We start from the raw sequence: 25,372 nt of genomic DNA, 5'->3' as shown, positions 1-25,372 counted from the left end.
TTAGCGATTAGACGGCTTCAGTTATGTGAATGAGGAATCAGTGCTATGCTGACCGCTCATTTTGAAAGACCGTTATTTCAAGAGGCGGTCATTTACAGAGAAAGTAAGCTTTGTGATTAATCTTCGTTTAATAGCCTTGGCTCTGTTAGCCATCTTCACAATGGGCTTTGTGCCTGTGCTTATCTATGGCATTTCAGCCAATGAGGCGACGATTGGGGTGGTGCGTTTGGCGATCGCTGCGGCGGGCATTGCGTTGATCATGCTGGTTGGCCGACAGTTTCATAAACTTAGCCGGCGCGATTGGTTTTGGTTGATTGTGCTTGGGCTAACCTTTGCGGTGCACTGGTATTTGTATTTCTATTCGATCAAGCGGGCAGGGGCGTCTTTGGCGGCCATTGCTGTTTGTACCTTTGGTATCCACTTGTTGTTTGTGAATCGTTTGTTCTTTAAAGAACCCATTCGAAGAGCGGATTTCCTGGCGGTGTGTGTGGCCTTCACCGGAGTGTATATTGCGACGCCTTTTGAAACGGGCACTGACATTCAGGTGTATGGGTTTCTCTCCGGTCTTTTGAGCGGTTTCTTGTACGCCTGTTTACCACCGATTAACCGACAGATCGCCCACTTATCGACAAATTATCGTGCGCTAGGGCAATTTGGCTTTGGTTTAGTGGGATTTTCTTGTCTATGGTCAATGACCGAGTGGGATCTTACGTCTCAGGATTGGACGGGATTGATTGTGCTGGGGCTGATGTGTACGCTCGTGGCGCACACGCTTTGGAATAAAGTCAGTACAGAGCTGCCTGGCTATTTTACCGCTGTAATTTATTACCTGTACATTCCTCAGGCGATGATTATGAGCGTACTCTTTTTGGGTGAGCAGATTACTTGGCAAATGGTGTTGGGCGCGACATTGATTATTTTAGCCAATGTTCAGGTAGTGCTATCGCACCGAGTACTATCGCACCGAGTACTATCACACAGACTGCAATCACACCGTGTGCAGTCGCACCGAGAGCAGTCAAACCAAGAGCAGTCAAACAATGTCTCGACACGTCGTGATTAACGCTTCTTCGGCTCAGTGCCCAGTAACTAATCTGTGTTTGGTTGATTCTTAAAAGCGCGCAGTTTTTGACTATAGTTATGGATACTAAATAGAGTCGAGTTTAGGCAATGAAACGTTTTGTCTTGATGTGTTTGGCTGTAGGGTTGTCTTGTATCACAACGACGGTGTTGGCCAGTGAAACAGGCAACGCCTCCACCTCCTGTCAGCGGATTAAAGCCAGCGGAAATTCGGAATACCCGCCTTATTTGTGGCGTGAGCCTGGGCACCCGAACAAGTTGACCGGAGCAATCGCTTTTCTCGTGGAAGATGTTTCCGCTTATCTGGGCATTGATATCGATCTCAAGTACGAAGGTTCCTGGGGACGAGTCCAGGCCGAAGTAAAAGCGGGTTTTATCGACATGATTACGGGCGCCTTCTTTACAACTCCGCGCACTGAATACATGGATTACATCTATCCCAAGTTTCAGGGTACGAATACGGCGGTGTGGGTGAATGAAGACAAGACGTTTGAATATAACGAATGGAAAGATCTCATCCCGTATCAGGGCATTACCGTAATTAATAACAGTTTCGGTGAAGGCTTTGATGAGTACGCCAAGAAATTCCTGACCATCGAAGAAGTCGGGCAGTTAAGCCAAGGGCTAGGGATGTTGAGTCTCAAGCGGGTTGATTATCTGATTTACGAAGAGAATCCCGGTCGTGCCTATATTGATCAGTTAGGGATTAAGAATTTGCAGGCCTTGCCTACCAAGATATCCAGTGAAGCCTTGTATTTCACTCTCTCTAAACAGTCCCCATGCAATACTCCTGAAATCAAACAGGCGTTGACCGAGATAGTGGCAAAGTTCAATCAACAGGAACGCATGGCGTGGTATCTAGAGCGTGCTCTGGCGCTATGGAATGAACAACAACACAGGCCGGCGAACAAATAGCATTCAGGAAGTAATAACATCTAGTTGTTGCATTTGAGCTGTACGGCTAAAAATAATTACGCCAGATTTCTTTGATTTCCCCGTCTTGTTCCATCCCTTCCAGTGCGCTTTCAATGTGTCTCAATAATCCGGGATCAATGCTTTTGCTGTAAATGATCCATTGAGGCACGGTGCGGAATTTATGCGGCAATACCTTCAATGGAAGTTGCCAATCCTTAATGAGAAAGTTCAGACCTAAATCGTGGTAATAGAACAAGGGAATACGTTGATTAGCAACAGCCTGTAACCCTGTTTCCAGATTCAGGAAGGAGTCGTTTACCGGAACGCCGACCTGCTTTTTCACAAAACCTGCCGAGGAGGTACCGTAGAGAGCTCCAACGGTGAGTTGCTGGTTTTGGATGTCTTCAAATCCGTTGACTGTCTTATCAAAACTGCGATGCGCTGCGACCACATTACTGACGTTATAGACCACCGTTTTCGAATATATAAAGCGTGCCTCACGTTTGGCGTTCCGACCCGCGCCACAGAAGAGTTCGCTCGGATTTTGCTCTACCCGTTTCAAAATCCGTTTTATGGGCAGAAACTTTGAGGAGATGGTGGCGGTAATCTGTTGCTCTTCAAGTCTTCGTTTCAGTGCCTGATAGATTTCCACACACAAGCCGATAGGGCGGGAGGGACTGGCATCAGACGCCGGTTCTTCAGGCAGAAAATATTTGGGTTGGGAGTCCTGCATTAGCATGTGGACAGACCACTGTTTGTTAACGGGCAGTTTTCCATAACTAAGGTTGGAAAACGTAACGAGCGAACACAGGGATAGTAATAGATAAATCAACGGAGTAGCTCGGTGATTCATTGTGGCACCTAATTGAAACTGACTTATACAGCCTAGTTTTTTTCAATCATTCTGCCACTGTTGTGGTGTAATTCTTTGGTTGGAATCTTGGGGTGCAAACACACAAGAAGACTAAATCCTTACTTGTAATGTTGCGGATGCTTTGAGGTTCGTCGGCCGGAATGACGATGGTATCTTTCGGACGCAGTACTGTACCGGCGAGCGTTCCGCTTTCGATCCGGCCTTCCCCTTCGAGAATCACATAGCGCTCGATCGTTCCTCTGAGCTGGTGGACTTCGGTGGTGACCCCAGGTTTTACCCGCGCCAGGGCGATGGAGCAGCCATCGTCTTCGGAGGAATTACTCAGCTCAGTGATGAAGCAGCCTTCGTCGGTATAGAACTCTGCATCCGGATCGTACTTAAATAGGGTTGCCATTCTTATCCTGCCAATAAATTCAGTTCACGAGCTTTAGCTACCGCTGCCGTGCGGTTGCGTACTTCCATCTTGCCATAGATGTTATGAACGTGGGTTTTTACCGTCGTAATAGAGACGAACAACTGATCGGCGATCTCCTGATTCTTAAAACCTTCGGCAATCAGGGCAAGAATTTGGCTTTCCCGTTTGCTCAGGGGTTCGACTAACGTTTGATTCTGTTGAAACTCTGCGTTGCCTTCTACTTGGGATGAAGGCTGTTGTTGCGCGTGCAAGGCAATCAGTTCATCAATGTATTCCGGATGACTGCAATAGGGTTGCGCCATTTTCATAATTGGCGTCATGTGTGGGCCTTCGTCCAACAGCAATTGGGTAAATCCATGCTGCTCACATAATAACAGCGCAGCCTGAAGATGCTGGATGCAGGTGACAAAGTCCTTTTGGGCCGCAGCACAGGTAGTGAGGGTGGCCAGGGCTTTTGCTTTGTTCTGAACGCGGTGACCTGCTCCTGCCTGTTCTTTGATGGCCTCGCACAGTTGTTGGCAGTCTTCATGACGACCCACCGCCAGGTAGAGTTTGGCCAGAAGCAAGCGTTCGGATTCGGATAAAAAGTCGGTTCGGTCTTTGAGGGCGGATTCATTGTCCTCCAGCCAAACCATCAGTTTTTCGGTGTCTTGCTGAATGAGTGCGCTGACCAGGATCAGACTGCTGAGCCTTGGAAAGGAAAACGGCCACTCTTCAGGCAAGTGCTGTTGTTGAACCAGTAACCCTTGCTGTAGAAAATGTTCTCCCTTTTCAAATCTATGATTACTGCGATAAACGTGTGCGGCGATGGCGTAAATCGGAATAATCTGGAAGGGGTCGGTGGTTTCCGGAATGTAATCAAGCAAGGTCTGAATTAAGGTTAACGCTTCCGGTAGCTTGCCTTGTTCCCGGTAAATTAACGCTCTCATTCCATCAATCCAGGGGGCGTAGGGCGAAGGCGCAGATTGTTGTGCATGCCAGTGCTCTACCTGATCGAGCAGTTGGATTGATTTATCCAGCTTACCTAACAGCATGTAGGTTGGAACGAGGTTTGAAATGCCGATCAGAACGGGGAATGCCAAACCGTCCTGCATGCCTTGTCGAATGATGGCTTCCGACAGGTGCATGGCCTCTACCAGCTTTCCTTGATGTATCAGCGCGTGGCACATCGGCATCTGTGCGTAGAGATCCAGGTGGCCTGCGGCAGAAGGGGTGGCCAGTGCGGCTTCCGATAAGGAATGGGCACTTTTGAAATCCCCCCGAAACATGGCAACAAAGGATTCCATAATGGTGATCTCTTTGCTGGTGTCTTCGAGATCGGATTCGGTCAGCTCGGCGGCGGCCTGTTTTTCCGGAGAGTTTCGGTAAACCTCTAATTGGCGCTTGGCTTTTTCGAGATACTCGGCGGCTTCTTCGGTGTGGCTGTTGGTGAGGAATATTGCGGCTCGTAACAAAATCAAACGAGGGCGATCCTGTTGCATATCGCTTGGCAAAATACGCAGCCAGCCATCAACGGTCATCTGTTCACCGTTGGTGAGTTTTTCTCTGGCTTCGATGTTCATTAAACGGGTGACGCGTTGCCAGTCTTTGAGCGGAACGCATTGATCAATGGCACGAGAAATAAAACCGTTTGTTTCAAACCAGTCGATGGCGCGTTGGCGATGTGCGTCTGTGACCTGGTCATGGCTGTTGAGGGCTTCTTTAAAGAGATCATGGAAGCGCCAGGTTTCGCCGTATTTCACTAAAAACAAATTCTTTTCGGTTAACTGTTCAATGAGCTGATCCGAATGCGTTATACCCAACACCGCATTGCATAACGAGGGGTGTAACCAGGGTAAAAACGCAGTGTGAAGCAAGAAAGCTTGTAACTCTTCGGGCAGGGTCGCCAGGACTTCCTCATCAAAGAAAGAGATCGGTGTACTCAAATCCAGCAGATGGGGTGACTGATGATCTTGATCCAGCACGATGGATAAGAGCTGAATTCCGGCCGGCCAGCCTTCGGTTTTCCGATGCACATCCTTTTGGGTGTGCGGTGTAATCGGGTGCTCTAGCAAATGGCTGAGGTATGCCTGACTTTCTTCTTCGGTAAAGGCCAGAGCGCTTTGATCGAGCTCGATGATTTGATGTTTTGAGCGACGACGAGAGAGCTTCAACTCCGGAAATATCTGACTGGTAATGACCACGTTTAAATTGGTGGGCAGAAAGTCCAGCAATTCGTTTAATTGATCAAGCAGCACTGTATTAGATAGGCACTGGAAATCATCGAAAATCAAGGTGAAGGGTGTCTCGGAGGTGCTGATCGGGTGATTCGGTTGAGACGCCGTTAAATCATCAAAGGCATTGATAATGGTACTTGGGCAGTGCTCTGTGATCAGATCCGGTGTCAATTCCGGTAACGCAATGCCTTGATTGGATAAGGTGGAAAAAACATAACGCCAGAAGCGACCCGGATCATTGTCTTTGTGATCCAGCGTTAACCAGGCAAAGGTGCGTTGTGTCGTGACCAGCCATTGACTCACCAGAGTGGTTTTCGAATAGCCGGTGGGGGCAGTTAACAAAATCAATTGTCCGCCTTTGGCCTTGTTGAGTCGATCGATCAGGCGTTGTCGTTCAACAAGATCGTGAAAGTGAGCGGGCGGCGAGATTTTAGTTTTTATTAGCATACTTCGGAACGCGTTATCCATCCTTGATCTGCTTACCATATCAAACCTTATCCATATCGCCTATGTTGATTGTTCATCTGTTGTGAATTTGTACATCTGCTGAAATATGCGTGTATAACGAAACCGTTAGAAAAAATGCGCCAAAGGAGATGGGACCTTTGGCGCCAAGCGAGAATGTCTAAAGACACCGTTTTGGAGTACCAAGCGAAGGGTTTCGCGGTTAGTAAACTGATTGGCCCCTAAAGTAAATTACTTAGTCGGAAGCAAGCCAGGAAGGCTTTCAGGGGAACCTTTTGTCGGCTGGCAACAAAGGTAGTTTGTTCCGTGGCTCGAAAGCGTTGTTTGGTGAATTGAATGCCTTGAAAGTTATAAAAACGCTGTCCGAATCGATGAGTTAGCTTGAACAGGCGAGTCAGTGCGGTAGAAGGAGTCAGCTTCCAGGTCTGAGTCTCTTCAATGTCGTTCTTCAGATGCAGCGGCGATAACCCCAGGTTCACAATCTTCAAACCTTCTTGTTTGAATTGCTCAAGGGCGACGGCCATGATCGCGTAGAACAACCCTTGTTTAAACATATGGTTGGCGCGTGAGATGTTGGGTACATAGCCGATGATCTTGCCATGCTGATAGATCGGGTCGAAATGGATGAAGCCGATGGGCTGCAGGTCTTTATAGCCATAGAACCGACGGACATCTTTTTGATAGGGCATGGTTTTCGGACGGATCAGAAAGTTAATCTCGTTGTTTTTACAGCGTCGAGTGTTCAACCAGGTTTCTGAAATTCTGTCTTCGAGGTGATGAGAGAAGGTTTCCATGATTGAGATGTTCATCTTTTCCGCTTGATTCAGTGCGGTGCGAAAGATCTGTTTCTTCTTCCCTCTCAGCGACCAGTCGTTCAGCTCAATGGTGGTCTCTTGCCCGAATTCCGTAGTGAACATCTGAAATTGTTGAGCCAATATCTGAGCGACTGGTGGTGTGATCTGCACGAACGATGTGCGTTTCGGTGAGCGTCTTAGAAACTCGCTAATCAGTAATACGCGTAAATGTGGCGCACAGATCGGGTCGGATAGAACGATGCGCTCACCAAAACAATCCCGATAAGCGATAAAACCTACACCCGGAAGATCAAAATACTGCATCTTAGGCTGCAAGGTGGAATACGACATACAGTGGTTGCCAAAGCGTTCCAACCATTGAACCCGCTCTGACAGCGTGAATTCATGATCCTCCCATCGTAGTGATTCCGGGAATTGCAATACTTTCGCCAGTGATAAGGGCGTTGTTGCCTGCATATTTTCTGAGCTTACGCGGGTTGAATTCGAGGGCTTTGGTTGTTCGTTGGGCGTCCCGAGACGCTCTTTCAGTAGGGTCTCCATCTGTCGTCCTTATCTCGTCATATTTTGTTTTTATGAATGCCCGGTAACGAATCAAGGAAAGGCGTTATTACGGAGTCACCGACAGCTGGCATCGTTTTTATTGTTATGGGTCTATGCTAAAACCGGAATCGAACGAGATGATCCACCCAAAGGTGGATATTAGGATAAAAAAGGATGAGTTTTCGCTGACGGGGGATTTAGGTAGAATGCCTGCTTCGAATCAGCACCAGTAGCGTAGGGGACATTATGGCCATTCAGTGGTATCCGGGGCACATGCACAAGGCCCAGAAAGAAATTCGTCAGATCATGCCGCAGGTGGATCTGGTGATTGAAGTATTGGATGCCCGCATTCCCTACAGCAGCAATAACCCTATGGTGCCTTCGCTCCGTGGAGAGAAACCCTGCATCAAGATCCTCAATAAAAGTGATTTGGCCGATCCGGAGAAAACCCGCGAATGGCAAACCTATCTAGAGCAGGAAAAAGGTGTAAAGACGCTGGCGCTAACGGCTGAAGAACCCTCGCAAGCGCGTCAGATTATGGATCTGTGCCGAAAATTGGTGCCGGAGAAAGAAAGCTCCTTCAAACCCATCAGCACAATGATCATGGGCATTCCGAACGTAGGGAAGTCCACCCTGATCAATACCCTGGCCGGAAAGGTCATCGCCAAAGTGGGCAACGAACCGGCGGTAACCAAGCGTCAGCAAAAGATCAACTTGGGTAACGGTATTCTGCTTTCAGACACACCGGGGATTCTATGGCCAAAATTCGAAAATCCGGACAGTGGCTACCGACTGGCTGTCACCGGTGCGGTTAAAAACACCGCGATGGAATTTGAAGACGTGGCTATGTACGCCTGTGCCTATCTGCTTCAGGCGTATCCGGATCGGGTGGTTGAGCGTTACAAACTCGACGAGCTGCCAGGCAGTGATCTGGAATTGCTGGAAGCCATCGGTCACAAGCGCGGCTGTCGTCGTTCGGGCGGCATGGTGGATCTTCACAAAGCCTCCGAGATTCTTTTGAATGAACTGCGTGCCGGCACCTTGGGTCAACTGACCTTCGAAACCCCTGCAATGATTGAGGCTGAAGAAGTGAAGATGGAAGAACTGCGTGCCCAGAAAGAAGCCGAGAAGGCTGAAAAAGCAGCTAAACGTAAGAAGCGCAAGCGGTAAGATTCAGTCCCTTTTTCGGCGTTCTTAGAATCCAATAATGTGCTGGTTTGTTCTCCCTATAAGTTTCTCTTGGCGAAACTTATAGCTGTTTTCAATGCACAATCTTTGGTGTTGGTGGAAACGCCAGCATCAGTTCATTGATTGCCTGCTCAATCGTTTCTTCCCGTTCTTCTGGTGTGGCCCCTTCTGTGATGCGTGATCCTACAATACCACGCCATTCGAGTTCACCACTCTTGCCATTCTTTATATCAATGATGATTGAGCCGAACTGGTATTCGCTGACAAAGGTCTCGAAGCGGTAATCCTGACAGCCAACCCAGGGACAGCGGTGGTTGTAGAATCGATGAACGTCTAATCTGGGTTCCACCAAAAAGAAGTAGGACACAGTGAAGTCGGTGTGTGGCGTATCCGAGAGCTGAAATCCTTTAGCCGTCAGTTGTTGATTCATCGCCTGAACAATTCGCTTGCGGATTAAGTCATTATCGTAAGGATCTTTGCTGGAGATCTCATCTAGCTGCCATTGAAAACCTTGCCAGTGTTGAGTATCCAGAGCGGGGTTGTAGTCGGTGGAGATGGTAAATGGGGAACAGGCAATCAGACTCCAACTAAGTAGGATTAAGAGGCTGAGTCTAATGATCTTCATGATGGGATTCCGTAGCTGGTTCAGGTCGTTCCGGCCTTTTCCAATATATTAGATTAGTCCTCATTGTGTCGAGTTGGTTTCCTAGATGAAATGTATATTTGATTAATCACGGAGAGAATTTTAAAGCGCGAAAAGCACACGTGGCCATCATGAGAATCGGAGGCCAGAAAATTTGGCGATAACGGCAACTGCCAATGCCTGTGTATTGGCTGAAAACCTTGTTGTTCTTAAGCGATTGGGCGCTTAAGCAGAGATCAATATGATCCGGTGTCTTACTTACTCAAAAGGAAACTCTTCGATTTGGTGTCGCAGTTCCTGCTCTTCTCGATACAGTTCGATGGATAGGCGTGCGGCACGCATTTTCCGAGAACGTTCTCTCTCCTTTGCTTTCTTATCATCCAGCTCAACATTCATGCTTGCGTTGAGTATTTCGGTTTTCACTTCGCTTACTTTTTCGCCATTGATCATGTTGTGCCTCCTTGAGTGATCAATAATTCGAAATTTAAAAGCAGAAATATGACGGTCTTATGTAACCTTCATTACTTTTTAATACCAATGGATTGTTTAAAAATCAAACATTATTCTGGTTTTTAATTGATCACTGTGAAGAATTTCCAATAATTTCCTACAAAACCGCATTAACACTGAGTATTGGCAAGGTTTTTTCTTGGATTCAGGCAAGGAAATGGTGTGGACTTGATCGCGCTTTAGACAAAGGTGAGTGTGAAGAATAAACAGTAAAAATCAGGCGGCGAAATTGGCCAGCATGCGTTGCATTTGATCATTGGTCAGTGGGCGGCTGACAAGATAGCCCTGAATGAGATCGCAGTTTTGGTCTCGCAAGAATTCACGGGATTCCTCCGTTTCCACACCTTCGGCGATTACGCGGAGGTCGAGGCTGTGTGCCATGGCAATGATGGCTTTGGTGATGGCCGCATCATCGGCATTGGTATTGATTTCTTTGATGAACGACTGATCAATCTTCAAGATGTCGATCGGGAAGCGTTTAAGGTAACTCAGGGAAGAGTAGCCCGTGCCGAAGTCATCGATGGATAACCCGACACCGAGATCCCGGATTTCCTGTAACTGGCGTATGGTGGCTTCCACATCGTCCATCAATAGGCTTTCTGTGATTTCCAGAATCAAGCGCTCTGGTTCGAGATTGGTCTCTTTCAGAATGCTGGTGAGTAACGACATAAAACCATCGGCTTTGAGCTGCTGAGCCGATAAATTCACGGATACTTTAATATCGCCAAAGCCTTTAAGTGACCACCAACGCGCTTGTTGGCAGGCGGTTCTCAGTACAAATTCGCCAATTTTGTTGATCAGGCCGGTTTGTTCGGCCAGAGGAATAAACTTCACCGGAGGAATCAAGCCGTGTTCCGGGTGGTTCCAGCGAATCAAGGCCTCAGCGGATTCGATACAATTGTCTTTCAGGTTCTGCTTCGGCTGATAGAAGACTTCAAACTGGTTCTTCAGCAAAGCGTTATGCAGCTCATTCTCAAGATGTAACCGCTCAGCCGAGCTGTCGTTGAGGTGTTCTTCGAAGAGATAAAATACGTTACCGCCCATGCCTTTGGCCTGGTTTCGGGCCAGTTCCGCCTGATTAAGCAAGGTGTGCATGTCTTTAGTGTGGGTAGGTGTCAGGCTGATCCCGATACTGGCGGATAAGATCAGCTCTTTATCGGCCACTTTGACCGGCTGATTGAGCAGCTCAATGGCGCGCTTCGCTTTTGCCTGAATGGTGCGGATGTCATCCGAATATTCGATGGCAATTGCAAACTCATCGCTGTTGTAGCGAGAAACGGTGTCGGCGTCGCTAAAGACTTGCGATAAACGCTCGGCCGCCGTTCGAAGGACTTTGTCTCCGGCGCCGTGGCCGAAGGTGTCATTGATCAGCTTGAAGCGGTCCAGGTTGATCAGGAACAGCGCCAGCGGTGTTTCGGTACGGTGGCTGTGCTGCATCGACGTGTGTAAACGATCAAGGAACAGGTCGCGATTCACCAGCCCGGTCAGTTTATCGTAATGCGTCAGATAGCGAAGCTTACGGTCGATTTCCTTACGTGCTGTCAGATCTGACAACAAACAGATGTAATGGGAGGGTAAGCCACTGCTATCACGCACCAGATTAATTTTCAGCCACATAGGATAGGCGGAACCGGATTTGCGGTAATCGGTAATCTCACCTTGCCATAAATCGTTATGGGCCAGTTCGCGTCCAATGGCTTTTAAGGTCTCCAGTTTTTCAACGGAATCATCCAGTTCGACAGACGTTTTACCGATGACTTCGTTCAGTTCATAGCCGGTCATGGTGATAAAGCTGTTATTGACCGTAATGAACTTAAAGTTTCGATCGAGAATGGCAATGGCTTCTGTGGTGTTTTGGAATACGATGTTACCGAGGCGCAGTTTCTCGGTGTGTTCCATAACCTGGGTTACTTCCCGTCGAGTCCCCAGAATTCGGGTTGCCCGACCTTTCTCGTTCCACTCTACCGCTTGCCCTGAATCTTCAAACCACAGCCAGCTGCCGTTTTCCTGACGAATGCGGTAGCGCACCAGATATTGTTCAGTATTGCCGCGCATGTGCTCGATCAGTGCTTTGCGGGCAGCTCTGAAATCTTCCGGGTGGGTATGGGATTTCAGATGCTTCAGGAATTGCGTCGTTGTGGTGTTGCTGCTGCCAAACAGCTTGTGGAAATGCGAGTGATAGATGCAGTCGTTTTCAAGATCCCATTCCCATAAACCGAGCTGGCTGACTTCCATGGATTTCGATAAACGATTCTGACTGTTTAACAATTCCTTGGTGGTGTTTTTGTGCAGGGCCATTTCCTGCTCAAGCAGATGATTGGTTTGTTGCAATTCCTGAGTACGGTTATCGACGGTTTGTTCCAGCTGTTCGTGTGCTCGCTTGAGTTTCAACTCAGCCGTTACCCGTTGCTGTACTTCCTGAATCAGTTCCTGATTGAGCTGATCGGATTGAGTCATCGAGTGGGTCAGGTTATCAATCAGCGTCTCTTTGTCAGCGCGATACTTGAGTGCCACCACGGTTGAACGGTTAATACGAACGGCGCTGTAGCAAAGGAACACAGAGAATAAGCCAGCCACAAAAATCAGGTTGCTGTGTGACAGATCGTAGTTATGTATCAGATGGGCAAACGGCGCCATCAGAATGGCGATGGTAAAGCTGATAAATGCAGGTATGTAAGCTGAAAAGGCGGCCGTGGCATAGACAGCCAACGAGGCTAATAAACAGAATAATAACGCCTGATCATTGGTGGAGATGGGGTCAATGGCGACAAAAATACTGCTCCAGGCGAGCCCGGATAAGGCCGCACCGGCAGTGGTAAACAGACTCTTGAGCCGCATCGAAACCTGGCGGTTACTGGCAATGAAAGAATAAAACGCCAGTTGTCCGAGGGGCAAGGCACATTGTAATGCCAGCCAGCTAATGGTCTGCCAGGAAGGTAGATGACGCCAGAAGGTGATCACAACGACGAGACTGGCCAATAACGACAGGGTGTAGAACGCCTTAGACTCCACTGCTAAACGTTTTAGCTGAGCCTTGAGCAGCTGATGTTCACCCGAGCGAAAATCAGGCAGAGTACTGTCGTTTACTGTTGCCGTCGTTGATTGCATAGTGCTGATTTAAGCTATTCGTCTTTGTGTGCTGGTGGCCGATCTTCTTTTATTGGATACTTGTCGGCTTTGTAAGTAGTCTTGGACTACTTCAGTTTGTTAAGCGTACGTCACTACACCAAAGACATAGTTATTATTAATAATCAGGATAATGACTGAATTCCTGGTGGATGTAAACTTATGTAACAAGATATTCAGATAAAGTCGAAGAGTTTTTTATAACTCACTGATTATGCTTGAAATAAAGTTTTGTTTTTAACGTAAAATTCAGCTCAAAAATGCTATTTTGGCAGGAACCAGTTCTCAATTATGGATATTAGCCATCTCTTAGATCACCTTAATGATGCACAACGTCAAGCCGTCTCTTCTGAACAGGGCAGTCAACTTGTACTCGCCGGGGCGGGTTCGGGTAAAACCCGGGTGCTTGTTCACCGTATTGCCTGGTTGATGCAGGTTGAGCAGGTATCGCCGTATTCCATCATGGCGGTGACCTTTACCAATAAAGCCGCGCGTGAAATGCGTGGTCGTATTGAAGAACTACTGGGAACCTCCATTCAAGGCATGTGGGTGGGCACTTTCCACGGGTTGGCCCATCGTCTATTGAAGCTGCATTATCAGGACGTAGGTTTACCGGAAAACTTCCAGATTCTGGATTCCGACGATCAACTGCGTCTGGTTAAACGTATTTTGCGTGAACAGCAGATGGATGAGTCACAATGGCCTCCACGTCAGGTGCAGAGCTACATTAACTCCCAGAAAGATGAAGGCTTGCGAGCCGATCACATTCCGCCGTCTTATGATCCCTATTACAACCGTATGATTGAGTTGTATAAGGCGTATGAACAAGCCTGTGAACGCGGCGGCATGGTGGACTTCGGTGAGCTGTTGTTGCGCTCTCATGAATTATGGTTAAAGCGCCCGGATGTGTTGGCGCACTACCAAAAACGCTTCAGTAATATTCTGGTGGATGAGTTCCAGGATACCAACACCATCCAGTACGCCTGGTTACGCGTCCTGGCGGGGCAAAGTGTACATCTCACCGCTGTGGGGGATGATGACCAGTCGATCTACGGCTGGCGTGGTGCCAAGATTGAGAACATTCGTCAGTTCCAGGCGGATTTTGCCGGTTCGCAAGTGGTTCGGTTGGAGCAAAACTACCGTTCCACCGGTCACATTCTGAAAGCCGCCAATGCGGTGATTGAAAACAACCCGGATCGTCTCGGTAAAGAGTTGTGGACTGACGATGGCGACGGTGAGCAGATCGACTTATATGAAGCCTTCAACGAACAAGAGGAAGCGCGCTTTGTCACCGACCGCATTGATGAGTTTCAGTCGGACGGACATCGTTTGGATGAAATTGCCATTCTGTATCGTTCCAATGCTCAGTCGCGAGTGCTTGAGGAAGCGTTACTACGTTCCGGCACCCCTTACCGCATTTACGGCGGTCAGCGCTTCTATGATCGTTTGGAAATCCGTAATGCGATGGCGTACTTGAGATTGCTATCAAACCGTCATGATGATCCTGCCTTTGACCGTGTACTGAACGTGCCGGCACGGGGTATCGGCAACAAAACCGCAGAGCAGATTCGCGACTTTGCCCGTCAGCAAAATGTATCGCTCTGGCATGCCGCCAATGAAATGCTGTCATTGAAGTTGCTTTCTGCGAGAGCGGCGAATTCGTTGGACGGATTTATCCAGATGATTGATCAAATGTCGCAAACCACCGATGGCTTGCCTTTGGATGAGATCGTCAGTCAGGTGGTCGAACGCAGTGGTTTGATTGAACATCACCTGAAAGAAAAAGGCGAAGCCGGTCGCAGCCGTGTAGAAAACATGCAGGAGCTGGCCAGTGCCGCTAAACAATTCCGCAACGAAACCGATCATTCGTCCGAGTTGGTGGCCTTTCTTGATAGTGCGGCGTTGGATGCCGGTGATACTCAAGCCAGCGAGTATGAGTCGGCCGTGCAGATGATGACCCTGCACTCGGCAAAAGGCCTGGAGTTCCCATTGGTGTTCATGGTGGGCATGGAAGAAGGCTTGTTCCCTCATAAAATGTCTGCGGACGAACCGGGTCGTTTGGAAGAAGAGCGCCGTTTGGCCTACGTGGGCATTACCCGTGCAATGACTAAGTTAGTGCTTACTTATGCGGAAAGTCGTCGTTTGCATGGTAAGGAAAACTTCAATCGTTTGTCGCGCTTTGTAAATGAGATTCCTGACGAGCATTTGAATGAACTGAGAGTGAAAGCGCCGATTACCAAACCGGCGATGGCGAGCTTTGGGATGTCTGCTGGTCAGCCCGATTCAGATCTGATCCCTCTCGGTCAGCGGGTGTATCACGAAATCTTCGGTGAAGGTATTGTCTTGAACTGTGAAGGTCGTGGTGGCAATGCACGGGTTCAGGTGAATTTCTCTGACGAAGGCAGCAAGTGGTTGATGTTGGCCTACGCCAATCTTCAGATGTTGTAACGAATGTCCAAAGAGCACTTGCATAACCTGTCGTGACTGGCTTCAATTACAACGGATTTACAGAAACCAAACCATAACAAAAACAACAGTACGGCACAGGAACAGCACGACACAGCAATTGATCTGAGCGTGTATGAGTCGTATCGACAAGGAGAACAGAATGAAACGTCGTGATCTTTTAACGGCCGCCGGTTTGGGGGCAGCCGCTGTCGCTCTTTCAGGGTGTCAAAAACAGGAATGTGACAACGGACCAGCAACCACCACAACGGCAGAAAAACAGACATTTGAATGGAAGCTAGTGACTTCCTGGCCGAAAAACTTCCCTGGCCTGGGTATGGCGCCTGAGCGTTTGGCGAAGTTGGTTGATTCCATGTCTAACGGACGTTTAAAGATCAAGGTGTACGGTGCCGGTGAGTTGGTGCCTGCGTTAGAAGTATTTGATGCGGTGTCTCGTGGTACGGCTCAAATTGGGCACAGTGGCGCGTATTATTGGAAAGGTAAAATTCCTGCGTCACAATTCTTCACCTCGGTGCCTTATGGTTTAACCGCTCAGGAAATCAACGCCTGGATCAACTACGGCGGCGGTCAGGAGCTGTGGGAAGAAATCTACGCAGAGCACGATGTCTATCCGTTACCGGGTGGGAATACCGGAGTGCAAATGGCGGGTTGGTTCAATAAAGAAATCAATTCCATCGAAGACCTGAAAGGTCTGAAAATGCGTATCCCAGGTTTGGGTGGTGAAGTCTTGAAACGCGTTGGCGGTACGCCGGTGAACATTCCTGGCGGTGAGTTATTCACAGCGCTGCAGACCGGTGCCATTGACGCCACCGAGTGGGTTGGCCCGTACAATGACCTGGCATTTGGCTTCTACAAAGCGGCGAAATTCTGTTATTACCCAGGCTGGCATGAGCCAGGTTCGATGATGGAGTTTTCCATCAATAAAACGGCTTTGAATGCATTGCCGGCCGACCTTCAGGAAATTCTGAAAGTGGCGACCAAGGCCATTAACCAGGACATGCTGGATGAGTACACGGCGCGTAACAATGCCGCATTGAGCGAGTTGGTGAACAAGCACAACGTTGAGATTCGTCGTTTACCGGATGAAGTGTTGGCGGTATTGAAGACGACTTCGGATGAAGTGGTTGCGGAAGTGGCTAAAACCGATCCGTTGACGCAAAAAGTCTATGAGTCGTTTATTGCCTTCAGAGACGGCGTCAGCAACTGGCATAAACTGTCGGAGCAAGCTTACATTAATGCGCGATCCCAATAAGGGTCGGTTTTAATCGTACGGGATCTACACCTACCGGGTTTGAATCGGACTTGATAGGTGTTATTTATTCCCAATCCCGGTTAGAAAGCTGAAGGCGATCACAAATGATCGCCTTTTTCGTATGTGATTCGAAAGGCTTGGGATATGATTTTTCTTTCATTGAAAATTAAGGACAATGTTATGAACTCCATGTTACGTTTCGGCGGCGTTGTACTGGCTCTGTGCTTAGGTTGGTCGTCGACTTTGCTGGCTGACAACCTGACTGGCAACCTGGTTGCTCAATGGATTAAGAGTCAGAAAGCGGTTGAAGTGTTTGGTGATAAATACGAATCCAAGTTAGAGCCTTTCGATGCCAATATTGAAAAGCAGGAATCACTGGAAGAAGCCTTTAGACAAGGTGTTGTGGCGTTGAAAAAAACCGGACTCTATAACGAATTTGATGGTGTTGTTGATGGTTTTGGTTTTGATTCACCGGAGCAATGGTCGCAAGTGGGCGCTCAGATCATGACCGCTTATATGTCGCTGGAAATGAATCAACAGGCTCCACAAATGAAACAAATGATGGCTCAGATGCAGGCGATGATGGATAACGATCAGATCCCGGCGGAGCAAAAAGAAATGATGAAGAATGCCATGAGACAGAGTAAGAACATGTACGAGTCGACTAAGAACGTACCTCAGGCAGACATTGATGCAATCAAACCGTACTTGTCTCAGTTACGCACAATGGGCGAAGACGAAGCAGAGCCTGAGATGCCATAAGCCTCTTACGGTTGGTTGAAACAAAAAAGGGATCGATATTGTATCGATCCCTTTTTTGTTTGTGGCCCACTCTGAATATGGGCGACACTAAATCACTTTCGAGAAGCGCTGTTGAAGCTCCGGGTTCATGTGGGCATCGAATGCCATACAGATTGAGCGAATCAACAAACGGCCTGGTTGATTGATCTGCAAGCGATCTTCTTCCAGGTTCACCATACCGTCTTCTGCAAAGTGGGCCAGCGAAGCCAGCTCTTTCGCAAAGTACTCTTTGAAGTTAATACCGTACTTTTCCTCAAACTTGGTGTAATCCAGCTTGTACTGACAAGCCAGCGTCATGATCAGTTCTTTACGCAGCTCGTCGTCTTCGTTCAGCTGATAGCCTTTTTCCGTTGGTAAAATGCCTTGTGCCAAGAAGTTCTGATAGAGCTTTAAGCCCTTGGCATTCTGGCTGTAAAGCCCTTGAACCAAACTGATTGACGAAGCGCCCAGACCAACCAAATCCAACTCATTGTGCGTCGAATAGCCCTGGAAGTTACGCTGAAGCGTGCCGGAGCGTTGAGCGACACACAGTTCGTCATCGGCTTTTGCAAAGTGATCCATGCCAATGTACACGTAACCGGCTTCCATGAGCTTACGGATGGTTAGATGAAGTAAATCCAACTTGGTTGCACTGGTTGGAATGGAGTCTGAATCAATCAATTTCTGTGCTTTGAAGCGATCCGGCAAATGCGCGTAGTTGAACACGGCAATGCGGTCCGGGTTCAGTTCCACTACCTGTTCCAGCGTCTTGGCAAAGGTCTCTGTGGATTGGTACGGCAAACCATAAATCAGATCGAAACTGATGGATTGGTAGCCACAACCACGGGCGGCACGCACGATTTCTTCCACTTCTTCGTAAGTCTGAATGCGGTTAATGGCGTGTTGCACTTTCGGATCGAAATCCTGAATGCCCATGCTGATCCGGTTGATGCCCAGTTTACGGTAATGCGACACCTGTTCGGTGGTCAGTGTTCTTGGGTCAACCTCAATGGAGTACTCGCCTTCCCGAGTCATATCCAGATCAAAGAACTTCTCCAAATGATGGATCACCTGTTGAAATTGTTCTTTGGTCAAATAGTTAGGCGTACCACCACCGAAGTGCAGCTGATGCACGGGGCGATGCTTGAAGCTCGGACTGATCATTTCCATCTCTTGCTTCAATGCCGTGATATAAGGATCGGCCTTTTCTTTCTGTTGCGTCACAATCTTATTGCAGCCGCAGTAAAAACACAGGCGCTCACAAAATGGAATGTGTACGTACAGGGAGATCGGATCACTAACGTCTTGGCACTGTGCCGCATGACGAGTGAACTGATCGTGTTTGATCGGTGTGAAACTCAAGGCGGTGGGATAGGACGTGTATCTCGGGCCTTTACCTTCATAGCGACGAATCATTTCATCGTCCCAATGAAAGTTAGAGAAATCAGTTGATAGTTCTGTCATAGCCCATAGCCTCACCACATATTATGTGAGGTTAATTTTAGAGTGATGTGGCCAGGGCGTTTTGATATGCGTCAAGGAGTGATCAGTTAGAGAAAAGACAAGTACTGATTGAGCTTTCCTGCTGATAGGTTCGCGGGGTTCATGCGATCCGCAATACGTAGTGCGGTACTGAGTTCTTTCAGCGCTTTTACTTCATCCTCTGTTAACTTCTCGGCCTCATCGCTTTTCAGATAACTGGTCAGTTCGGCATTCACTGAGGTAATGTCTTTGGCCAGTTCGCTGGGGTTAGAGCCGTCGAGGTTGTTCAGAATAGCATCAGATCGTTTCAGGATATCGATCAACGAATCCTCACTATCAATCAGTTTCACCCGATCAGAGATGATGCTGAGGTTATTGGAAATCTTCTCCAATGAATCGGGTAAGTCTTTGGTGTTTGAAACCCTGCCGCCTAAGTGCTCGGCTTCGGATTGTGAGATAAACCCATAATCGTACAGGCGCTGAATGAAATCGCCGGTGATGCGTAAGCTGCCCGGACCATTCGGAAAGAACTCTTCGTTAAGTTTCTGGATCTTCTGGGCGCGCGTGGATAACTTGATATCGTCGTCGTTGCTTGAGTTCTGTTGCGCTTCCGCAGACGTGGTGTTCCCTGTGGTCTTTTTGGTGGTGTTTGAGCCGTTGGCGTTGTTCACCACCGAATTGTTAAGTTGAATGGTCATGGCAAATCCTTGCAGTCTGAGCATATAAAATAATGAATTATTGGTGGGTAAGCATTTTGTGTGCCTACTTATAGGTAGGTAAGGATGGGGTTATCAGACAGGGATCGGTTGTGGAAACTATTGGCGTGAATGGAGGCAGAGACAAGGCGAACCTTGTCTCTGCAGCAGGTTATCTTTATGACACAATCAGCGCTTTCGCAGCTTAATAATTTTCGCAGCTCAGTTACTTCTGCGGTTAGCTTTTTACGAAAGCGCAAGTGAGTTATTGAGCAAGCCCTTCGTTGGCGACGATTTGCTCGGCTTGCGCTTCGTCAAAGACAAACAGTTCTGACCAGTCATTGGTTTCCTGACCGCATTGGCTCTTGGCATCGACCATGTCGGTCGCTTCATCGACCCAGCAAATGCTATAAACATCGTTGGTGGTGTCGATTTCATAGACCAATAAGTAGTTGTGCTGAGCTTCGCCGTCTTCTTCGAAGGTGAGATTCAGAACACGGTTGCTGTCTGAGAAAGTGTATTCCCCTGGAATATTTTCGCCGTCTTCAGAATAGGTAAACTCGCCGTTCGCTGTGAACGTAAGGCTTCCCAACGCCCAGACATCGTCGTCGGAATAGGCGTCATAGATTGTCTGTCCGATGAATTTTTCTGTTTCGAATTGGGCAAAGGAGCTGGTTGAGTCGCCATTACTTCCTGTCGTTTTTTCCACAACAAGGTCGATGGCTTGCTGAATATCAAAGACGATCAGTTCATCCATCGCGTCTTCTTTTCCTTCACAGTCTTCCAGGGCCGCGTCGGCACTGGCCACGTCTTCATCGTCGTACCAGCAGACACTGTACATATTGGTTTCCAGATCGAACGACTTGAAGACCACGAACTCATTAAAGTCTTCATCGTCATCGAGGATGATCACTTTGTTATCGTGGCTGAATTCGTAGCTGCCTGTACCTTGTTCGCCTGCGTAATCCCAGGCCAATGATCCATCGGTCTTAAAGGTAAAGCCGGCGATTACCCAGGTGTCGTCTTCGAACACATTGTAGGCTTCACCGTTGGTGAACAGGCTTGGAGTAAAGGCGGAGGTGAGTGTGTCAATGGAAGACTGAAAGTGAGCAACCGCAGTGGCTTGATCAACCAGAGTAGTATTGTCTGAACCTGAGAGGGGTATCAAGGCTTCGATGTCATCGTCAAAGGTGCCGCTGCTGAAATCGATGTCGTAGCCTACTGCGTTATCGTGAGCAAGATCAGCAATGGTAATGCCATTGTCTGGATCACCGTCGGTATCCAGTGTTTGCAATAAGCGAAGGATATTCACCACGCTGGTGTCGTTAACGTCGGTGGTATCGGCAATATCCAGTGGTGTGATCAGGTCTTTGGCGTCTGTAGCTGGCAATTCAATGTCACCAATCATGAAGGTAACAGTTTCGCCATCTTTAAATTTGAACTCTCCGTTTTCATCTGTGAAGCCTGACTGCGTCTCCGTTCGGTAGGCGATGTTTACTACTTCACTATCAACAAATTGCCCTGTATTGGTTGTGCTTGATGAGTTGTTTGAGCTGCTACCGCCGCTGGACCCACCGTCACTACAGGCCACCATTAAAGTACCTAGTGCGCATATTGCGACACTGCGACTGATTGTTTTCCCTTTGTTCATAGTTCTATTCCTCGCACTATTTCTCGATGTTTGTGAAAACTTTTGAATTGCAACACAAGCGGAATAGACTCAACTACCCTCATATGGGGGTAATTGCTTTAGCGGTTCATTGCTAGAGAAAAGTACCTGACGTTAGAATAGGGCGGGGTAAATTCTTCAGACAGGGAGAACAGGGGTGTATGAGTGATCTTTCTATTTCTCAGGGTGAGAATGGTGATTATCAAAGAGACAATGTGTTTGACGAACCGGCACTCATTCAACGGTTGTACGCATCTCTCACCGATAAAGAGGGCTTTCATCCGTTTTTAGCGGACTTGGTGCAGGCGATTAATGCCTGTTCAGGCATTTTGGTGAATCTTCGACGAGAGCCGATGGCCATTGAATATATATGGCATACGGGGTTTCCTGAAGGGTTCATGGAGTGGTATGGCAATAACAATATGCTTGAGCACGATGCGGTGTTGAATCATGCTGTTTCTCAATCGCCGGGTGTGTTCCATTCAACTTTGCCTATCCTGGAACAATCGCCTCCTAAAGACGATTATCAGCGTTGGGAGTCTGATCAGAATATGCTCGATTCTGCCTGGTTGGTGGCCCATGCCGAAGATTCTTCTTCCCTGATTTTAGCGTTACAGCGGACCTATCAGCAGGGGCCTTATACCGAACCGGAACTGGAGCGGCTGAATCGCTTGGTGCCCTACATTCGTCAGGCGGTGCAGCTGTATCAGCAAACCAATAAACAAATGGAACAGGCGGCGTCCTTTGCGGCCGTGATTAATGCATTGCCGATCGCCACCCTGATCTTAAATGATCAACTCAACGTGGTTCATGTCAACAAGGCTGCACAAGGCATACTTGAGACAGAAAAAACCATCACGCTGGTGGATGATCGTTTGTCTTTCCAAAATAAAGAGACTCAGTGGCATTACATGCAATACGCCACAGAAAGTATCCGGGCCAGTATGGGATTGCAGTTATTCAGTTCCGATTCCTTGTTTGTTGAACGGGCAGATCGTTCAAGTCTGGTGTTGTGTGTGAACCCCATCGAAGGGTTAAGTGAACATCGTGGTGGTGCGATGGTGACCCTGTATGACCCTCAGGTTCGATCCTTACCGGGCGCTCGTTTAATTGCCGAGTATTTCTCGTTAACTCAGGCTGAGGCTCTGTTGTGTGAAGATCTTTGTGTCGGTTTGAGTCTGAAAGAAATTTCTGAGATCCGGCATAAGTCAGAGGCGACACTGCGTTCTTACCTGAAACAGGTATTTCAGAAAACCGGCTTAAACCGACAAGGGCAACTGGTAAGCCAGATTCTGTCGGCGCTGATGCATTAATTAAGTACTGGTGCATTAGTTCGCTTGGGTATGATGTGTTTCCTTCCCTGAGGCTGTTTTTTTAGTAATACTGCCTGCACCGGACGTAGATGGAATTTTTGGTATGGAACACACATCGTCACAGTTGATTGATTATTTTCGCCGTTGTTACCGGGCGGACAGTTACGGTATTTCAATCAGTGATGTGTCTCGTCTTCGTAGCAACCGACATTTGGAGATTAATGGCCACGATGAACTTGCGTCGGGTGGCTTGCCGAAATTGCCCTTGGTTGAGGCGAACGTTGAGCAGCTGTATACACAGACTGAGAAGTATAAGAAAGAGCGTTTGCTGATTTATGGCTGTTTCTTTGTTCGTGGGAAAGTCACCACCACCTCCGGCTTTTCTTCTTCAAGGACACTGAATTCCCCGCTGATTTATTTTCCTGCCCAGATTCATCCACAAGACACCAGTGGTGCGTATTATTTATCGATAGATCAGTCCGACCTTCGGGTAAACCGCCCGCTATTACGTCAGTTATTGAAACCGGATCTCGACAGTGCCGAGCTCGAATCCTTTCCTGTTGTTGAATGGCCCCTGGCGATGGAGTCCGTTGCCCAGGTCAGCAAATGGCTGAGACAGCATACTGTGATTGTAAACCTTGAGGAGTTAGGACGTTGGCCGACCTTGACGGCTTCCTCTGATATGACCGCTTCGGATAGTGCTGAGTCATCGGGCGATCGTATCACCGTGCGTTGTGCATGTGCTTTATTGTTGGCTGAACGTGCCAAGGGATCTCGGGGTGTCTTGCATGAGCTGGGCGTGTTATCCCAACCGGGAACCGTGTCTTCAGCCTTGTCGGCCTTATTGGGGCAGGCACATGAGGTCTTATCTGCGCCATCAGCAACCGAGCCGGATTTGATTCCAGGCTTGCTAAGCCGACCACAGTTAACGGCGCTGGAAAATGCCGCAAAAGAAACGGTGAGCCTGATCTCCGGGCCGCCTGGTACGGGTAAGAGTTACACCATTGCGGCTATTGCGATTGACCGCATGTTGCATGGTGAATCTGTGCTGGTGGTGTCCAAAAGTGAGCAAGCGATCAAAGTGGTGGGCGAAAAGCTCAATGAGACTTTCAATCTACAACAGGGCTATGTTCATACCACACAGCGAAATTTCCAGACGTCGATGAAAGAGTATCTGGATGCCTTGTTGTCGATGGGCGTGGCTTCCCGCGTCAATCCGGAGCGTATTCATAGACAGCTGACCGACGTGAAGCGGGAATTGGATGGTGTCTCCCAAACCTTTCAGAAACAGTTGAATTGGTCACGCTGGATCAGTGGGCGACTTGCTCAGTCGTCTCAGCGCAGCGGCGTTTGGGGGCGAATGCTGAACGGCGTGCTGTCCTGGCTCAGCGCACGTAAAGATCCGGCCGTGCTTTGGCGCAGTCCGGAAGAGATCGGAACGCTCCAAGAGCGTCGGGAATCTTTATGTGCCGACTACATTAATGCCTATCGCGTCCAGCAGTTAGATACCTTATTGAATACCCGGCGGGGTGAGGTCACCAAGTTCTTACAGGCGTTGAAGGCGAGGGATTCCAAGATGCAGGAAGAGCGCTTTGCCCAAACCAACATCGGGGATGTGCTGGGGGCCTTTCCGATCTGGTTGGTGAATGTCAATGAATTGAATCGGGTGCTGCCGCTGCAAGCCGAGTTATTTGATGTGGTGATATTCGATGAAGCCACTCAGTGTGACATAGCGACTTCAATTCCTGCCTTACAACGGGCCAAGCGGGCTGTGATTGTGGGGGATGGAAAACAGCTTCGGCATGTTTCCTTTGTCTCCCGACGAGAACAGCAGTCGATTTTTGATTATTGTCGGCTTAATCCGGCCTACGCACAACAATACAATTATCGGGAACAATCGTTGTTGGATCTAGCGTCCGACACCATCCAAAAGCAAACCGCCGTGTGTCTGTTGGATGAATACTATCGAGGAAAGACCGACCTGATTTCTTTCAGTAATCGCTACTTCTATCAGGATCGTTTAAAAGTGATGCGCAGTCGTCCCGGTGAATTGATAGAACCGGCGTTGTCGTTCACTCAGGTGGAAGGTGAACGCACCCGAACCGGACGAAATAGCGAAGAGTCGCGGCAGGTGATTCAACACATCGAATCGTTTGTTGAGAAATACGCGGACTCCGGCCTTAAACCCAGTATCGGTGTGTTGTCGCCGTTTCGTGAGCAGGCCCAATATCTGGAAAAAACCATTGCTTCGACCTTTTCCGAATCGGACATACAGGCTCACAAGATTCGAGTGGACACGCCCTATGGTTTCCAAGGTGAAGAGCGCGATCTGATGTTACTGTCGATGGCGATAGATGAGAATTCGGCTCGGGCGGCCGCCTATCTCAATCGGGAAGACATGTTTAATGTGGCGGTGACTCGGGCCAAAGAACGAATGCATGTTTATCATTCGGTAGCCGCGACCACGCTGGCCAGAGACAACTTATTCCGGCGCTATTTAGAGCACAATCACCTTCAAGCCAGTGAGGGGCGAGCTAATCAAGCCCGTTGTGAGTTTGCGGAGACACTGAGTGCGGCGTTAGTGCAAGAGGGCTATCAGTGTTGGCAAGGCTTCGAAGTGGCCGGGGTTGAAATTGATGTGCTCTGTCAAAAACAAGGCCAGCTGTTAGGAATTGATTTGATTGGTTTCCCTGGTGATTTTCATGACAGCTATGATGTAGAAACCTACAAGAGCTTGTTTCGTTCCGGCATTCGTGTGTTGCCTATGCCTTACAGCGTCTGGCTTCAGCAGCCGGAAGCGTGTCTGAAGATGATTAATGATCAGCTATTGTCTCTGATGGATGGCGCAGATCGATAATCGTGCATAATCCGGCGGTGTCCAAAACTGTCACACTTTACACGAAGTGCTTTTTCAAAAATCGTGGCACT

At 48.4% G+C, this 25,372-nt stretch carries 18 protein-coding genes; 8 read left to right on the top strand and 10 right to left on the bottom strand.

What is annotated here, in order from left to right; translation table 11 throughout:
- The first annotated feature begins 112 nt into the window (after positions 1-112).
- Positions 113-1,063, top strand: a complete 951-nt coding sequence (locus QQL66_RS16660) for a DMT family transporter (RefSeq protein WP_284382951.1) — start codon at positions 113-115, stop codon at positions 1,061-1,063.
- Between the two features lie 107 nt (positions 1,064-1,170).
- Complete coding sequence (locus QQL66_RS16655) at positions 1,171-1,995, top strand: substrate-binding periplasmic protein (protein ID WP_284382949.1); 825 nt, start codon at positions 1,171-1,173, stop codon at positions 1,993-1,995.
- 46 nt (positions 1,996-2,041) lie between these two features.
- On the opposite strand, the gene QQL66_RS16650 is transcribed toward QQL66_RS16655, so the two are convergent.
- From QQL66_RS16650 to QQL66_RS16635, 4 genes are all read right to left on the bottom strand, one after another.
- The gene (locus QQL66_RS16650; RefSeq protein WP_284382948.1) at positions 2,042-2,848 is read right to left on the bottom strand and encodes a substrate-binding periplasmic protein; all 807 of its coding nucleotides are present in this window, start codon (positions 2,846-2,848) and stop codon (positions 2,042-2,044) included.
- 46 nt (positions 2,849-2,894) lie between these two features.
- The gene (locus QQL66_RS16645) at positions 2,895-3,263 is read right to left on the bottom strand and encodes a cupin domain-containing protein (protein ID WP_284382947.1); all 369 of its coding nucleotides are present in this window, start codon (positions 3,261-3,263) and stop codon (positions 2,895-2,897) included.
- 2 nt (positions 3,264-3,265) lie between these two features.
- Positions 3,266-5,968 carry a winged helix-turn-helix domain-containing protein gene (locus QQL66_RS16640; protein WP_284382946.1) on the bottom strand — a complete coding sequence of 901 codons (2,703 nt, stop codon included), beginning with the start codon at positions 5,966-5,968 and terminating at the stop codon, positions 3,266-3,268.
- A 218-nt stretch (positions 5,969-6,186) separates the two neighbouring features.
- Entirely contained in the window at positions 6,187-7,320 is a 1,134-nt protein-coding gene (locus tag QQL66_RS16635; protein WP_284382945.1) for a DUF2156 domain-containing protein, read from the bottom strand.
- Positions 7,321-7,566: 246 nt separating this feature from the next.
- On the opposite strand from QQL66_RS16635, the gene ylqF reads away from it, so the two are divergent.
- Positions 7,567-8,490: a ribosome biogenesis GTPase YlqF gene (ylqF, locus tag QQL66_RS16630; RefSeq protein WP_284382944.1), complete on the top strand. Its 924-nt coding sequence runs from the start codon at positions 7,567-7,569 to the stop codon at positions 8,488-8,490.
- 91 nt (positions 8,491-8,581) lie between these two features.
- Here the strand turns inward: ylqF and QQL66_RS16625 are convergent, their stop codons facing one another.
- From QQL66_RS16625 to QQL66_RS16615, 3 genes are all read right to left on the bottom strand, one after another.
- Entirely contained in the window at positions 8,582-9,133 is a 552-nt protein-coding gene (locus QQL66_RS16625) for a DUF4136 domain-containing protein (protein ID WP_284382943.1), read from the bottom strand.
- A 276-nt stretch (positions 9,134-9,409) separates the two neighbouring features.
- Positions 9,410-9,601, bottom strand: coding sequence for a PA3496 family putative envelope integrity protein (locus QQL66_RS16620; protein ID WP_284382942.1), 192 nt, complete (start codon positions 9,599-9,601; stop codon positions 9,410-9,412).
- Positions 9,602-9,877: 276 nt separating this feature from the next.
- Complete coding sequence (locus QQL66_RS16615; RefSeq protein ID WP_284382941.1) at positions 9,878-12,769, bottom strand: putative bifunctional diguanylate cyclase/phosphodiesterase; 2,892 nt, start codon at positions 12,767-12,769, stop codon at positions 9,878-9,880.
- Positions 12,770-13,078: 309 nt separating this feature from the next.
- Here QQL66_RS16615 and uvrD point away from each other — a divergent pair, with 309 nt between their 5' ends.
- The 3 genes from uvrD to QQL66_RS16600 all read left to right on the top strand — a co-directional run bounded on the left by uvrD (position 13,079) and on the right by QQL66_RS16600 (position 17,267).
- Positions 13,079-15,235, top strand: a complete 2,157-nt coding sequence (gene uvrD, locus QQL66_RS16610; protein ID WP_284382940.1) for a DNA helicase II — start codon at positions 13,079-13,081, stop codon at positions 15,233-15,235.
- A 160-nt stretch (positions 15,236-15,395) separates the two neighbouring features.
- A complete protein-coding gene (locus tag QQL66_RS16605; protein WP_284382939.1) occupies positions 15,396-16,505 on the top strand; it encodes a TRAP transporter substrate-binding protein in 1,110 nt (369 codons plus the stop codon).
- 180 nt (positions 16,506-16,685) lie between these two features.
- Complete coding sequence (locus QQL66_RS16600; protein WP_284382938.1) at positions 16,686-17,267, top strand: hypothetical protein; 582 nt, start codon at positions 16,686-16,688, stop codon at positions 17,265-17,267.
- An 87-nt stretch (positions 17,268-17,354) separates the two neighbouring features.
- Here QQL66_RS16600 and hemN read toward each other — a convergent pair whose 3' ends face one another.
- From hemN to QQL66_RS16585, 3 genes are all read right to left on the bottom strand, one after another.
- Entirely contained in the window at positions 17,355-18,749 is a 1,395-nt protein-coding gene (gene hemN / locus QQL66_RS16595) for an oxygen-independent coproporphyrinogen III oxidase (protein ID WP_284382937.1), read from the bottom strand.
- Positions 18,750-18,835: 86 nt separating this feature from the next.
- Positions 18,836-19,465: a hypothetical protein gene (locus QQL66_RS16590; RefSeq protein ID WP_284382935.1), complete on the bottom strand. Its 630-nt coding sequence runs from the start codon at positions 19,463-19,465 to the stop codon at positions 18,836-18,838.
- Between the two features lie 262 nt (positions 19,466-19,727).
- Positions 19,728-21,113 carry a hypothetical protein gene (locus QQL66_RS16585; RefSeq protein ID WP_284382933.1) on the bottom strand — a complete coding sequence of 462 codons (1,386 nt, stop codon included), beginning with the start codon at positions 21,111-21,113 and terminating at the stop codon, positions 19,728-19,730.
- 179 nt (positions 21,114-21,292) lie between these two features.
- On the opposite strand from QQL66_RS16585, the gene QQL66_RS16580 reads away from it, so the two are divergent.
- Positions 21,293-22,444, top strand: a complete 1,152-nt coding sequence (locus QQL66_RS16580; protein ID WP_284382932.1) for a helix-turn-helix transcriptional regulator — start codon at positions 21,293-21,295, stop codon at positions 22,442-22,444.
- 103 nt (positions 22,445-22,547) lie between these two features.
- The gene (locus QQL66_RS16575; RefSeq protein ID WP_284382930.1) at positions 22,548-25,301 is read left to right on the top strand and encodes a DEAD/DEAH box helicase; all 2,754 of its coding nucleotides are present in this window, start codon (positions 22,548-22,550) and stop codon (positions 25,299-25,301) included.
- Positions 25,302-25,372 lie beyond the last annotated feature (71 nt).

It is taken from the genome of Litoribrevibacter albus, from assembly GCF_030159995.1.
GTDB lineage: Bacteria > Pseudomonadota > Gammaproteobacteria > Pseudomonadales > Litoribrevibacteraceae > Litoribrevibacter > Litoribrevibacter albus.
Note: the sequence above shows the minus strand (reverse complement) of the source record. Positions and strands in the feature narration are given on the sequence as shown.

What these genes read in the sequence shown, in the direction of transcription:
- QQL66_RS16655 (WP_284382949.1), top strand. Translation starts at nt 1,171, where the DNA reads ATGAAACGTTTTGTCTTGATGTGTTTGGCTGTAGGGTTGTCTTGTATC.
- QQL66_RS16650 (WP_284382948.1), bottom strand. Translation starts at nt 2,848, where the DNA reads ATGAATCACCGAGCTACTCCGTTGATTTATCTATTACTATCCCTGTGT.
- QQL66_RS16645 (WP_284382947.1), bottom strand. Translation starts at nt 3,263, where the DNA reads ATGGCAACCCTATTTAAGTACGATCCGGATGCAGAGTTCTATACCGAC.
- QQL66_RS16640 (WP_284382946.1), bottom strand. Translation starts at nt 5,968, where the DNA reads ATGGATAACGCGTTCCGAAGTATGCTAATAAAAACTAAAATCTCGCCG.
- QQL66_RS16635 (WP_284382945.1), bottom strand. Translation starts at nt 7,320, where the DNA reads ATGGAGACCCTACTGAAAGAGCGTCTCGGGACGCCCAACGAACAACCA.
- ylqF (WP_284382944.1), top strand. Translation starts at nt 7,567, where the DNA reads ATGGCCATTCAGTGGTATCCGGGGCACATGCACAAGGCCCAGAAAGAA.
- QQL66_RS16625 (WP_284382943.1), bottom strand. Translation starts at nt 9,133, where the DNA reads ATGAAGATCATTAGACTCAGCCTCTTAATCCTACTTAGTTGGAGTCTG.
- QQL66_RS16620 (WP_284382942.1), bottom strand. Translation starts at nt 9,601, where the DNA reads ATGATCAATGGCGAAAAAGTAAGCGAAGTGAAAACCGAAATACTCAAC.
- QQL66_RS16615 (WP_284382941.1), bottom strand. Translation starts at nt 12,769, where the DNA reads ATGCAATCAACGACGGCAACAGTAAACGACAGTACTCTGCCTGATTTT.
- uvrD (WP_284382940.1), top strand. Translation starts at nt 13,079, where the DNA reads ATGGATATTAGCCATCTCTTAGATCACCTTAATGATGCACAACGTCAA.
- QQL66_RS16605 (WP_284382939.1), top strand. Translation starts at nt 15,396, where the DNA reads ATGAAACGTCGTGATCTTTTAACGGCCGCCGGTTTGGGGGCAGCCGCT.
- QQL66_RS16600 (WP_284382938.1), top strand. Translation starts at nt 16,686, where the DNA reads ATGAACTCCATGTTACGTTTCGGCGGCGTTGTACTGGCTCTGTGCTTA.
- hemN (WP_284382937.1), bottom strand. Translation starts at nt 18,749, where the DNA reads ATGACAGAACTATCAACTGATTTCTCTAACTTTCATTGGGACGATGAA.
- QQL66_RS16590 (WP_284382935.1), bottom strand. Translation starts at nt 19,465, where the DNA reads ATGACCATTCAACTTAACAATTCGGTGGTGAACAACGCCAACGGCTCA.
- QQL66_RS16585 (WP_284382933.1), bottom strand. Translation starts at nt 21,113, where the DNA reads ATGAACAAAGGGAAAACAATCAGTCGCAGTGTCGCAATATGCGCACTA.
- QQL66_RS16580 (WP_284382932.1), top strand. Translation starts at nt 21,293, where the DNA reads ATGAGTGATCTTTCTATTTCTCAGGGTGAGAATGGTGATTATCAAAGA.
- QQL66_RS16575 (WP_284382930.1), top strand. Translation starts at nt 22,548, where the DNA reads ATGGAACACACATCGTCACAGTTGATTGATTATTTTCGCCGTTGTTAC.